Annotated in this window: 13 protein-coding genes and 1 riboswitch; of the genes, 2 read left to right on the plus strand and 11 right to left on the minus strand. The window is 36.5% G+C overall.

Translation table 11 applies throughout. The features are described from left to right. Positions 1-31: 31 nt before the first annotated feature. From D1606_RS16800 to D1606_RS16840, 9 genes are all read right to left on the minus strand, one after another. Positions 32-1,108 carry a tartrate dehydrogenase gene (locus D1606_RS16800; protein WP_119417170.1) on the minus strand — a complete coding sequence of 359 codons (1,077 nt, stop codon included), beginning with the start codon at positions 1,106-1,108 and terminating at the stop codon, positions 32-34. A gap of 19 nt (positions 1,109-1,127) precedes the next feature. Continuing rightward, entirely contained in the window at positions 1,128-2,111 is a 984-nt protein-coding gene (locus D1606_RS16805; protein WP_119417171.1) for a hydroxyacid dehydrogenase, read from the minus strand. Positions 2,112-2,129: 18 nt separating this feature from the next. Further along, entirely contained in the window at positions 2,130-3,323 is a 1,194-nt protein-coding gene (locus D1606_RS16810) for a thiolase family protein (RefSeq protein WP_119417172.1), read from the minus strand. 66 nt (positions 3,324-3,389) lie between these two features. Beyond that, entirely contained in the window at positions 3,390-4,538 is a 1,149-nt protein-coding gene (locus D1606_RS16815) for an acyl-CoA dehydrogenase family protein (RefSeq protein ID WP_119417173.1), read from the minus strand. 10 nt (positions 4,539-4,548) lie between these two features. Then, positions 4,549-5,325, minus strand: coding sequence for an enoyl-CoA hydratase/isomerase family protein (locus D1606_RS16820; protein WP_119417174.1), 777 nt, complete (start codon positions 5,323-5,325; stop codon positions 4,549-4,551). 12 nt (positions 5,326-5,337) lie between these two features. Beyond that, entirely contained in the window at positions 5,338-6,015 is a 678-nt protein-coding gene (locus D1606_RS16825) for a 3-oxoacid CoA-transferase subunit B (protein WP_233548157.1), read from the minus strand. Beyond that, entirely contained in the window at positions 5,999-6,709 is a 711-nt protein-coding gene (locus D1606_RS16830; RefSeq protein WP_369973823.1) for a CoA transferase subunit A, read from the minus strand. The genes D1606_RS16825 and D1606_RS16830 overlap by 17 nt, the downstream gene beginning before the upstream one ends. A gap of 18 nt (positions 6,710-6,727) precedes the next feature. Further along, on the minus strand, positions 6,728-7,576 hold the full coding sequence (locus tag D1606_RS16835) for a 3-hydroxyacyl-CoA dehydrogenase (RefSeq protein ID WP_119417176.1): 849 nt from the start codon (positions 7,574-7,576) through the stop codon (positions 6,728-6,730). Positions 7,577-7,644: 68 nt separating this feature from the next. After that, on the minus strand, positions 7,645-9,126 hold the full coding sequence (locus D1606_RS16840) for an aldehyde dehydrogenase family protein (RefSeq protein ID WP_119417177.1): 1,482 nt from the start codon (positions 9,124-9,126) through the stop codon (positions 7,645-7,647). Between the two features lie 396 nt (positions 9,127-9,522). Then, positions 9,523-9,567, plus strand: a riboswitch (PreQ1 riboswitch). A 166-nt stretch (positions 9,568-9,733) separates the two neighbouring features. On the opposite strand from D1606_RS16840, the gene D1606_RS16845 reads away from it, so the two are divergent. After that, positions 9,734-10,267 carry a VUT family protein gene (locus D1606_RS16845; RefSeq protein WP_119417178.1) on the plus strand — a complete coding sequence of 178 codons (534 nt, stop codon included), beginning with the start codon at positions 9,734-9,736 and terminating at the stop codon, positions 10,265-10,267. Between the two features lie 17 nt (positions 10,268-10,284). Further along, positions 10,285-10,938, plus strand: a complete 654-nt coding sequence (gene queC / locus D1606_RS16850; protein ID WP_119417179.1) for a 7-cyano-7-deazaguanine synthase QueC — start codon at positions 10,285-10,287, stop codon at positions 10,936-10,938. Positions 10,939-11,001: 63 nt separating this feature from the next. Here queC and D1606_RS16855 read toward each other — a convergent pair whose 3' ends face one another. Further along, entirely contained in the window at positions 11,002-11,361 is a 360-nt protein-coding gene (locus D1606_RS16855; protein ID WP_119417180.1) for a DUF4181 domain-containing protein, read from the minus strand. Positions 11,362-11,444: 83 nt separating this feature from the next. After that, entirely contained in the window at positions 11,445-12,323 is an 879-nt protein-coding gene (purU, locus tag D1606_RS16860) for a formyltetrahydrofolate deformylase (RefSeq protein ID WP_119417181.1), read from the minus strand. Positions 12,324-12,619 lie beyond the last annotated feature (296 nt).

Genomic DNA, 12,619 nt, shown 5'->3' on the forward strand with positions numbered 1-12,619 from the left:
AAAAAAGCGGCTTCTATAGCCGCTTTTTAGTTTACCCTAAGTGCATTTTCAATTTTTCACAGATTTTATCCCCTACCTGCTCTGTTGTGGCATTTCCTCCAAGGTCAGGTGTGACGATTTTTTCTTGGATAACTTCTTCCATAACATCTATAATGGCTTTTGCAGATTCTGGATGACCTAAGTGGTCCAACATCATACTCGTACACCAAATAGATGCAAGTGGGTTTGCAATTCCTTTTCCAGCGATATCAGGTGCAGATCCGTGTACGGGTTCAAACATGGAAGGATATTTCTTCTCTGGATTAATATTTGCTGAAGGTGCAATGCCAAGACCTCCGACAATTGCTGCTCCTAAGTCCGTTAAAATATCGCCAAATAGATTGGATGCTACAACAATATCCATTGTTTCTGGTTTACTGACAAAAAAGGCTGCCAATGCATCGATATGGACAATATTACTTGTTACATCAGGGTATTCTTGATTGATCTTCTTCACGTACTCATCCCAAAATGGCATTGTATGGTTGATACCATTTGACTTCGTTGCAGCTGTAACATGCTTTCTTTTCCCTTGTTTTTGTGCCAAATCAAAAGCATATCTTAGTACTCTTTCGACTCCTTTTCGTGTGAAAACACTATTTTGAATCGCCATATCAGCATCAGTACCTTCGTAGATTCGACCACCGATATTCGAATATTCCCCTTCGTTATTTTCACGAATTACGATGAAATCAAGGTCTTTAGATGTTTTTCCTGCTAATGGTGATTGAATACCGTTTAATAGTTTGACAGGTCGTAAATTAATATATTGCTCAAATTGTCTTCTTATCGGTAACAAAAGTCCCCAAAGTGATACGTGATCTGGCACACCTGGGTATCCGACGGCACCAAGAAAAATAGAATCAAAATCTTTTAATTGATCCAAGCCATCTTCTGGCATCATTCGACCATGCTTGGCATAGTATTCACAGCTCCAGTCAAATTCCTTATATGAAAATGAAATACCTCCATGCAATTCACTAACCGTATCTAATACCTTTTTTCCTTCTCTTACAACATCTACGCCAATTCCATCTCCGGGAATTAAAGCTATTGAATATTGATCCATCATCATTCTCCTATTCTTTTTACAACTTTAGCACTTCTGGATTCGCAATATATTGCGGCTTTTCTCCAGCTAAAACTTTTAGTACATTTTGTGCTACAGTAGTGGCCATGATTTGATTGCTTTCTACTGTTGTTCCTCCAACATGTGGGGTTACAATCACATTTGGCAATTTTAAAAGTGGTAAATTTTCATCAGGTGGTTCTGGGTCAAATACATCAAGACCTGCTCCCCTAATTTTACCATTTTTTAATGCATAATATAAATGCTCTTGTTGAAGTATTGCTCCACGGGCTGTATTGATGAAATAGGCAGAAGGTTTCATAATAGAAAAAAGTCGTTCGTCAATTGATAGTCTTGTTTGATCCGTTAATGGTAAATGGATGGAGATAAAATCACTTTGTTGGAAGACTTCTTCTATATTTGTATGAATGGTAACACCAAGTTCTTTAGCGACATGATGCTTTTCTGGTTTGTATGTACGAACCCAAGCAGTAACATCCATATCAAAACCATTTATAAGTATTTTCGCCACTTCCTGAGCAATATTACCAAAGCCAATAAGGCCCACCTTTTTCCCTTTGAGTTCTATAGATGGGATGACCATTCTTGCATTGTAATTGCCTACCTTCATCTGATTATGAAAAGGTAAGACTGACTTTGCTAATGCAAGTATTAGCATTACGGTGTGCTCTGCAGTAGACGTTTTATTTACTGCAGGTGCATGAAGGACCGGGATACTCTTTTTAGTTGCATAGTTAACATCAATATTATCTAGTCCTACACCTGCACCTGAAATTACTTTTAAACGTGGATTAGCATCTATGATTTCCTTCGTAATTTTCGCAGGCGCACGGAGGATAATTCCCTCTACATCTTTGACAAGTTCACATAAATGTGGGATGTCATACTGATCCGTTCGAATTACTTTTGCATTTTTTTGCAGAATTTTTTCTCCCTCTGGATGGTACATGGAAAGGATTTGAAGAACTCTTGGATTGTACATAAACGGTTCCTCCAATCATCAAACTCTTAGATTTTCAACTATTGTTGCAATGCCTTGTCCACCACCGATACATGCAGTAATAAGTCCATATCTACCACCAATTCTTTCAAGTTCATGCATGATTTTAACTGTTAATATAGCGCCAGTTCCTCCTATTGGATGCCCTAAAGCGATTGCGCCACCATTAACATTAAGTTTTTTCTTATCAATATTTAACTCTCTTAGAACCGCAAGTGATTGTGCTGCGAAGGCTTCGTTTAGCTCCACTAAGTCAATATCATCTAATGTTAAACCTGCAAGTCTTAAAGCTTTTAATGTTGCAGGTACTGGACCAATCCCCATAATTTCAGGTGGTACGCCTACAGATGCTTGTGCAACAATTCGTAACCTTGGGGCCAATCCTTGTTTTAGTGCTAAATCTTCAGACATCATCACTAAAGCTGCAGCTCCGTCATTACGGCCACTAGAATTACCCGCAGTAACTGTTCCACCTTCTTTAAAAACAGGCTTCAAGGTTGCTAATTTCTCAAGACTTGTTAAACGAGGATGTTCATCTGTATTGAATTGCATGATTTCTTTCTTATTTTTGATTTCAAACGGAACAATCTCTTCTTTAAATTTTCCGCTTTGAATGGCTGTAGCTGCTTTTTGTTGGCTCTCTAATGCAAATTCATCTTGTTCTTCTCTACTAATATTGTATTTGGATGCTAAATTTTCAGCTGTTAAACCCATCGTTAAATTGCCGTATTTTTCGATTGGCTGTGCACGTGGTTGACTTTCGGTATTTGGATCGACTAGCTCTGCATTACCTGCTCCATATCCATACCTTGCCTTTCTTAAATAATAGGGAGCTGTACTCATGCTTTCAGCACCACCAGCAATAATCGTGTCTGAAATACCACAACTAATTTGTTGTGCGGCATTATTAATAGCCTGCAAACCTGAACCGCATTGTCTATGAACTGTATAACCCGGTACTTCGATTGGAAGTTCTGCTCTTAATGCTGCGAGTCTTGCGAGATTTGGTACATCTGAACTTTGTTTTGCATGTCCCCAGACAACTTCTTCTATTAGATGCGGATTTACTTGACTCCTCTGAACCACCTCACGTATAACTTTTTCAGAAAGAAAGTCGGCTTCAACGTCTTTTAGTGTTCCTCCCATACGCCCTATTGCTGTGCGTACACCGTCAATAATTACTGCATTTCCCATCCTTGCACCCCCATTTTAAATGTAAACAACTATTACTATCTTTTTCAGCAATTACTACTTTGATCGCTATTTAAATTCCCGTTTTAGTTCTCCTGCTATAATATTTTTTTGGATTTGAGAGGTACCTTCATATATTTTTGTAATTCTTGCGTCTCTGTAATATCTCTCAATTGGATATTCTTTCATATAGCCAATACCCCCATGAATTTGGACAGCTAAATCGGCAATACGATTGTATACTTCTGATCCATATAACTTTGCCATTGCAGCTTCTTTTACGACTCTTTTTCCCTGATCCGTCATCCACGCTACCCTGTAGGTCATAGAACGAAGTAATTCGATTTCTAGCGCCATATCGGACAACATATGTTGAACCGCTTGTTGATCAAAGATTGGCTTTCCAAACTGAACACGTTGCATCGCATAGTCCAAGCTATATTGCAGCAGTTTTTCGCAAGATCCAAGATTTCTTGCAGCAAGCCCAGCTCGACCATTCGCTAGGATCTTCAGTGCATTGACATACCCTTTTCCTTCTTCGCCAAGGACATTTTCTACTGGAACCTCCAAGTTTTCAAAAAATAATTCAGCAGAATGTGAACCCCGAAGCCCCATTTTCTTCTCCACATTTCCGACAATAAAACCTGGGAAATCTTTTTCGACAATAAATGAAGTAATGCCCTTCGCACCTTTACTTGGATCTGTTACCGCCATAACGGTAAAAATATTCCCACAAACTGCATTTGTAATATAGTGTTTTGAGCCATTGATAATATATTTGTCGCCTTTTCTTTCCGCTTTTGTTTTGATATTAGCTGCGTTGGAACCTGCACTTGGTTCTGTTAATGCAAAAGCGCCTATCCATTCCCCACTGGCCATCTTTGGAAGATACTTTTCCTTTTGTTCCTTTGTACCAAGTTCAACAATCCCCACAGTACCTATCCCTGTATGAGCCCCGAGTAATGTAGTATAGCCATTATGTGTTTTCCCTAATTCCTCATAGATTGCACATTTTCCAACCATATCTAATCCTAATCCGCCATATTCTTCAGGAATACTTAAACCGAATAAGCCCATTTCTTTTGACTGTTCCACAATCGATTCTGGGATTTCGTCATTTTCTTCGATTTCCATCGCTACCTTTTCTACTTCTCCTTGCACAAAATCATGGACGGCTTTTTTTAAGAGTTGGATTTCCTCTGGTAATGTAAAATCCATCATACTCCCCCTATTCCCCTTTAAAATGAGGTTTTCTTTTGTCTAGAAACGCTTGAGTTCCTTCTTGTTTGTCATATGAACCCATTAATATAGTTTGAGATAACTTTTCTAAATATAGTGCAGTTTCCATTTCAACATCAATTCCTCTGTTAACAGCCGTCTTGGCTAATCGTAAAGCTAATGGCCCCTTAATACTGATCTTACTTGCATATTCTTTTGCTTTTTCAATTAGTTCCTCTTGTGGTACAGCTGCACTTACTAGTCCAATATCTTTTGCTTCTTCTGCTGAAATAACTTCACCTGTTAAAATTAGTTCCATTGCTTTCCCTTTGCCGATTGTTCGTGAGAGACGTTGCGTTCCTCCTGCTCCCGGGATAATCCCCAAACCCACTTCCGGTAATCCCATTTTGGCATTCAATGATGCCACTCTTATATCACAAGTAAGAGCCAGTTCTAATCCCCCACCTAGAGCATATCCGTTAATAGCTGCTATCGTAGGCTTCTCATATTCTTCTATTTTTCGAAATGTTGCAGTCATATTTGGTTGAAGTGCTTCAATCATCGTTCGTTTGTTTAATTCTTTAATATCTGCACCAGCTGCGAAAGACTTTTCACCAGACCCAGTTATAACAACAACACGTATATCTTGATTGGCTTTTATCTCCTCTAGCGCTTTTTCGATTTCCTGCAATGTCTCTATATTTAATGCATTCCGTTGTTCTGGACGGTTAAGTTTTATAAATCCTAGTTCCCTCTCTTGATGAACGAGAATATTTTTATAAGTCATCTATTTTTCACCTCAGTTAATTTTCATCGTTTGAAGATCATCAGAAATGATAAAATGCGCTTCTGTAAGCTGTTTAATCTCTTGTAATGAGGAGTCTTCTGCGATTTCTTTTAATAGAAGTGTGTTATCTTTCACCTCAAACAAAGCTTTTTCCGTTACAATCAGGTTTGCCGCTCTAGTGCCACTACTTGGATAGGTTAGTTTTTGAATAATTTTGGGTGTTCGGTCTTTGGTAACATGTGTGATGGCAATAATAATCTTCTTAGCACTTGCAACTAAATCCATCGCTCCTCCAACTCCTAAAATATCCTTCCCAGGTACAGCCCAATTGGCAATTTCTCCTTTTTCTGAAACTTGAAGCGCTCCCATAACTGCAATATCTATGTGACCACCCCGAATCATTGCGAAAGAATCGGCGCTTGAAAAAAGAGAAGACCCGATTCCTAAGGAAATAGGATGTTTGCTAGCACTGATGAGGTTCATATCAATCTCGTCTTTTGGTGGTGTTGGTCCCATTCCTAAGAGACCATTTTCAGATTGAAGGTAAACATGACTATCGGGTTTTAAATAATTTTGGATTAAAGATGGGATACCAACACCAAGATTGACAACCGCACCTGCATGGAGTTCTTTTACAATTCTTTTAGCAATTCTAATCCGGGCATCTCTTAAATTACTTAGTCCGCTCAACATACTCACCACCAATTTTTTCATATCGATCATTAAGAACCACATAGTCTACATAATTGTGAGGTGTGATGATTTGTTCAGGATCTAATGTACCGGCTTCTACGATTTCATCTACTTCTGCTATGACAATGTCAGCTGCAGTGGCCATCATCGGATTGAAATTACGAGCAGTTCTCGCGTAAACTAAGTTTCCCATTGTATCAGCCTTATCAGCTTTAATAAGCGCCAGTCTTGCTCGTATTCCCCTTACGAATATATACGTTTCACCTTCAAAATCTCTTTCTTCTTTACCTTTTGCAATTTCTGTACCAACACCTGTTTTAGTATAGAACCCAGCAATGCCTGCTCCCCCTGCACGAATTGCTTCAGCAAGTGATCCTTGTGGAATAAGCTCTATTTCCAGTTCTCCATTGTTCCAAGCTTTAACAGCATCTCGATTGGTGGTGAAATAGGAACCAATCGCTTTTTTTATATGTTTTGAGATTAATAATTTTCCTAACCCTTTCCCGGCTTCTCCTAAATTATTACTAATAATAGTTAGTTCTCTGGCGTGATTGGATTCAGTGATCGTATCGATTAAAGTAAAGGGCGTACCGCAAATGCCAAATCCACCAACTAATAGACTATCTCCTTTTTGAATCATCTTTACTGCATCTTTAGCTGATATTCGCTTCTTGCATTCTCCGATTGTCACGATTTCCGCCTCCAATTACTAACTTTCGTAATTGTAAAAACCTGTTCCTGATTTACGCCCTAAGCGACCTGCCTTGACATATTTAATAAGCAGGGGACTTGGCCTATATTTTTCGCCTAATGTTTTGTATAGATATTCCATATTCCGCAAACGTGAGTCTAATCCGACTAAATCTGCTAATTCCAGTGGTCCCATTGGGTGGTTCAATCCTAGTTTCATCGCTTTATCAATATCCTCTGCTGAAGCAATACCTTCCATCAACATGTTCATCGCTTCGTTACCAATAAGACAATTCATACGACTAGTGACGAATCCAGGAAACTCGTTTACTTCCACTGTTTCTTTTCCTAATTTCGCTCCGATTTCTTTCACTTTTGCTACCGTTTCATCTGACGTATCCAGCCCTCGTATAATTTCGATAAGTTTCATCTTATGAACTGGATTAAAAAAGTGCATGGCCACAACTTTATCAGGCCTTGACGTTTGAGCTGCAATTTCTGTAGGGCTCATCGTAGATGTATTCGTTGCTAAAATTGTATGTTCTGGACAGATTACATCTAGTTTTTTAAATACATCAATCTTAATGTCAATTAATTCAAAAACAGCTTCAATCACAATGTCTGCATCATGAGCAGCTGTTTGTAAATCTGTAGTATAGTTTAAATTTGTCATAGCTATTTCAACTTGCTTGCTTGTTAAGTAGCCTCTTTCTGCACTTTTTATTAATTCTCTTTCTATATATAATTGTGCTTTCTTTAAATTTTCTTCGTTGACATCATTTAACACTACATTGAAACCACTAATTGCAGCTGTATACGCAATTCCTCCTCCCATGATACCTGAACCGACAACGGTTAATTTCTCCACTTTAGTCACCCCTTGTATAACGTAGAAACCTGCATTCCCAAAGTAGAAATTGCAGGTTATTTTTTGAATTAATTGTTATCTATTTGAGCTCTTTGTAATTTTCCACTGTAGTCAACATAAATGGATTTCCATTCTGTATAGACATCTAATGCAGCTACACCTGAATCTCTATGACCATTTCCTGTACCTTTTGTACCGCCAAATGGTAAGTGAATTTCTGCTCCAGTTGTTCCTGCGTTAATATATACGATACCTGTATCTAAATCACGCATAGCTTTAAAGGCTTTATTGACATCTGCTGTATAAATTGCACTTGAAAGACCGAATTCTACACTGTTATTCACTTTCACAGCTTCATCTAAATTTTCTACAGAAATGATTGACACTACTGGTCCAAAGATTTCTTCTTTTGCTATACGCATATCTGGTGTTACATTTGTGAAAATCGTTGGTGCATAATAGTTGCCACTCTCTAACCCATTTTCAGTAATGATTTTACCGCCTGCTAATAAGATTGCCCCTGCTTCTTTGCCAATCTTGACATATTCATCGATTCTTTCTAAAGCTTCTCTGTTGATAACAGGTCCCACTTTAACCGTTTCATCAAGTCCATCACCCATCTTTAATTCATGAATACCGCTTATTAGTTTATCTTCTAATGCTTTTTTAACATCTTGATGTACAATGACACGGCTTGTTGCTGTACATCTTTGACCAGCTGTACCAAATGCCCCCCAAAGAATACCTTCTACAGCGAGGTCTAAATCAGCATCTTCTAAAACAGTGATGGCATTTTTTCCGCCCATTTCAAGTGAAGTCCTCTTTAACAATTCCCCAGCGCGTCCATTGATTGCTTTTCCTACTTCGTTTGAACCGGTAAACGAGATAATATCGATATCTGGATGCTCAACCATTGCATTGCCTACTTTACTTCCCGAACCATTTACTAAATTAATAAGGCCTTTTGGTAATCCTGCTTCTTCATAGATCTTCACAAACTCTTGCGCTGTCATTGGCGTTTCTGTTGCTGGTTTCCAAACGACAGCATTACCCGCTACTAGGGCAGGAAGTGATTTCCAAGATGCAATGGCTATTGGAAAATTCCATGGTGTAATAATACCAACAACACCTACTGGCACCCTCACACTCATCGCAAATTTGTTGCGAAGTTCTGATGGTATTGTATCACCAAAGAGTCGGCGCCCTTCTCCTGCCATGTAATACGCCATATCGATTGCTTCTTGTACTTCACCTCGACCTTCATCGATCACTTTTCCCATTTCACTTGTTAAAATTTGAGCAATATCTTCTTTTCTTTCTTTTAATAAATAAGCTACTTTATATAAAATATCTGCTCTTTCAGGAGCGGGAACTAATCTCCATAACTTTTGTGCTTCTTTTGCAGCTTGTACTGCCAACTGAACATCTTTTTCAGTAGATTGTGTGACATGCGCTAAAACTTTTCCGTTTGCAGGATTCATAACTGGTACAAACTTTCCTGTCGAACCTTCTAGCCACTCACCGTTAATATAATTTAAAATTGTAGACATCTAAATCCCTCCGATAATTTTAGTTTTATAAACTACGATTTGGTTTTCTTCAGTTGTATTTTTACTTGTCCATTGTTAATATGCTTTATAAAACTAGGATATTTTTATTTTTTGTGGATATGCATGATTTCTAGTAATTTATGAGATTGGAAGTAATAATCTTTTACAGGTGATTTAGATAGTATATGAAGATTAGGATAATGAAGTTTCGATGATTTCAATTCTGTTTATGATTTGATTTGGGGGAACTTTTATAATAATTTAAGACTTCTTTTCAACTCAGGATTTCTTTATTATTACATTTTCTTTATGAGTTCTTACATACAAATTAAAACTAGTTAAACAATTTTGGACATTTTATGGTAAAATTACATTTGAATAAAAAACTTACTAAATGTAGGAGAGGTACTAGAACAACCCTCTATAAAAAACTAGGGATAAACTATATCTTTAGGATATAGTTTTTTATTTTGCTAGCATCCTCCTTATTTTTAGCATTCAGGGAGGTGTTGTGAGATATGGGTTTATTTTATTTTGAAAAGTTCATTACATAATGTGTGTAATTTCATCGATGGTTTAAATTCATAATTTCAGAGGAGACTTTTCAATGAGAATATTTTTATATCTTTGTGCAATTGTGTTAGCAAATGTGATAACTGCAAATTTTACGCCTTTGCAACTTGGCGTGTTCATCATACCTTATGGATCCTTTCTAATAGGAGCTACGTTTATACTGCGTGATCTTGTTCAAAACAAATATGGTAAGAAAAAGACCTACCTTTTTATCGGCTTAGCATTAATACTTTCAGCAATATCTAGCTATCTTCTAGGGGATACACTTTGGATTGTATTTGCAAGTGCGGTAAGCTTTGCTGTTTCTGAAACAACGGATACTGAAATCTATTCAAGATTAAAAGCTTCAATTAGTATGAGAATTATGTATAGTGGCATTTTCGGGGGTATTTTAGATTCTTCCATATTCGTCATTATTGGTTTATCCCCTCTTGGTGCTGGAATGGTGCCTTGGAATGCGGTTTGGATGGCTATTTTAGGTCAAGTAATTATTAAAATTAGCATGCAAATTATTGGCGTAATGGCTTTACATTTTACTCGTTTTACTAAAACAGAATTTGCTAGTTAAATTGGAGGGTGAAATCAATGTTAAAAGATGAAAAAGCAATTGTCGTTTTTAGTGGTGGTCAAGACAGTACTACTTGCTTGTTTTGGGCATTACAAACGTTTAAAGAAGTTGAGGCTGTTACATTTAATTACAACCAACGCCATGTAGCAGAAATTGACTGTGCAAAAGAAATAGCAGAAGAACTTGGTGTAAAACATCATATTTTAGATATGTCTTTACTAAATCAGTTAGCACCAAATGCACTTACTCGAGATGATATAGAGGTTAAAGCTGGGGAAGACGGTGCATTACCTTCAACTTTTGTGCCTGGACGCAACTTATTATTTTTATCATTTGCAGGGGTTTTGGCGAACCAAGTTGGAGCAAAACATATTATTACAGGGGTATGTGAAACAGATTTTAGCGGTTATCCAGATTGCCGGGATGATTTTGTGAAATCATTAAACGTAACTTTAAACCTTGCAATGGATGAACAGCTTGTTATTCATACGCCTTTGATGTGGTTAGATAAGGCAGAGACATGGAAAATGGCAGATGATATGGGGAAATTGGAATATGTTCGGACGAAAACGTTAACTTGCTATAATGGCATTAAAGGTGATGGCTGCGGAACATGTCCAGCTTGCCATTTACGTTTGAAAGGTTATGATCAATATTTAAAAATGAAATAATAGAACAATGCTGTCCTGAAAGGTTTAAACCTACGATGGACAGCTTTTTTACTTTATCTAGTCTCAAATATATCTAATTGCTAATATTAACATTACAAGACATGAGATAGAGAGAATGATGGTTGTAAGATATTGTTTTGAATTCTTAATATATTTCCATTCCATAAATATTTGGAAACCAGCTAAAATGATGAAATATCCTAGCCACCACCACTTGGTATCAAGAAAACTAAAATTGAATACATTACTTAAAATTAGTAAAAATATAATACTTACAAGAATAATTTTTCTTCCCCTTCTATCAACTTCTCTCCCGGGGGTATCTGCGATTTTCTTTTTTTCTACACCTAATAATTTATTAAAAACTACTTCTAATCCAAGCGTTAATAAAATTATAATTAAAACTATCGCTAAAAATTTCACTTTATTTCACAAACCTTTGCTTAGAATATATATATTTGCAAATAAATTAGGAGCTTACCTTATATTTAGGTAGCCCCTAATGTCTAGTGAAACACAATTGTTTTATTTCCTTCTACAATAATTCGATTTTCCAAATGCCATTTCACCGCTTTTACTAAGACGCGGCGTTCAATTTTGGCTCCGATTTTTTTCAACTGTGCTGCATTATCTCTGTGATCTACACGTTCAACGTCTTGCTCAATTATTGGTCCTTCGTCTAAATCATTTGTGACATAATGAGAAGTTGCACCAATCAATTTCACTCCTCTTGCAAATGCGCGTTCATAAGGACCAGCCCCTATAAATGCAGGTAAAAACGAATGATGAATATTAATGATTCTATTTTTAAAATGATTAACAAAATCAGGTGTTAAAATTTGCATATATCGAGCTAAAATTAGAACATCCACTTTATATTTTTCCATTAAACGAATTTGCTCTTCTTCTACTTGTTTACGAATATCCTTATTAGCAGGTATATAGAAGAATGGAATACCCAATGCTTCAACCATTGGGCTTGCTGTTTCGTGGTTGCTGATTACAAGTGCAATATCTGTATCTAAGTCGCCATTTTGCCATTCCCACAGCAATTCTAACAAACAGTGCGTTTCTTTTGAAACAAAGATTGCAGAACGTTGGCGAATATTTAGATAATAAAAATGATAATCCATCTGATAATTTTTTGCGATTCCCTTAAATTCCAATTCCATATCAGCTGCTTTTTCTTGTAAATAATCACAATGATATTCAATTCGTATAAAGAAAGTTCCATTCACTGGATCCGTTGAAAACTGACTAGATTCAATTATATTTGCATTGTGACTGTGTAGAAAAGAAGACAATACAGAAACAATCCCAGGTTTATCCGGGCATTTCACTAACAAACGTGCACGATTTTCTAAACCATTACTTAAATTCCCCATCTATGTACATCTCCTACTTTTTGTATATTTTAAATTATCAAACAATTAAAAACAATATTCAAGTCTTTTCTTTTTAATTGATTAATTTGTTAAAAAAATAAAAATCCCATCTAAAGATACATTCTATAGCAATTTACTATGTTATTTCTGAATAAAATACATTACAAAAAATATAATTATTTTATAGAGGAAATATTGATACGGGGTGTTATGCAAATCAATAGACTGTATTTTTTCACTTGCACGAAATAAAAAACATTTGGATATACTGTATAACACATATTTATCTTATTTAA

The sequence above is a fragment of the Rummeliibacillus sp. POC4 genome (assembly GCF_003576525.1).
GTDB lineage: Bacteria > Bacillota > Bacilli > Bacillales_A > Planococcaceae > Rummeliibacillus.

Coding starts and splice junctions, on each gene's coding strand:
- D1606_RS16800 (WP_119417170.1), bottom strand. CDS start 1,108: ATGGATCAATATTCAATAGCTTTAATTCCCGGAGATGGAATTGGCGTA.
- D1606_RS16805 (WP_119417171.1), bottom strand. CDS start 2,111: ATGTACAATCCAAGAGTTCTTCAAATCCTTTCCATGTACCATCCAGAG.
- D1606_RS16810 (WP_119417172.1), bottom strand. CDS start 3,323: ATGGGAAATGCAGTAATTATTGACGGTGTACGCACAGCAATAGGGCGT.
- D1606_RS16815 (WP_119417173.1), bottom strand. CDS start 4,538: ATGGATTTTACATTACCAGAGGAAATCCAACTCTTAAAAAAAGCCGTC.
- D1606_RS16820 (WP_119417174.1), bottom strand. CDS start 5,325: ATGACTTATAAAAATATTCTCGTTCATCAAGAGAGGGAACTAGGATTT.
- D1606_RS16840 (WP_119417177.1), bottom strand. CDS start 9,126: ATGTCTACAATTTTAAATTATATTAACGGTGAGTGGCTAGAAGGTTCG.
- D1606_RS16845 (WP_119417178.1), top strand. CDS start 9,734: ATGAGAATATTTTTATATCTTTGTGCAATTGTGTTAGCAAATGTGATA.
- queC (WP_119417179.1), top strand. CDS start 10,285: ATGTTAAAAGATGAAAAAGCAATTGTCGTTTTTAGTGGTGGTCAAGAC.
- purU (WP_119417181.1), bottom strand. CDS start 12,323: ATGGGGAATTTAAGTAATGGTTTAGAAAATCGTGCACGTTTGTTAGTG.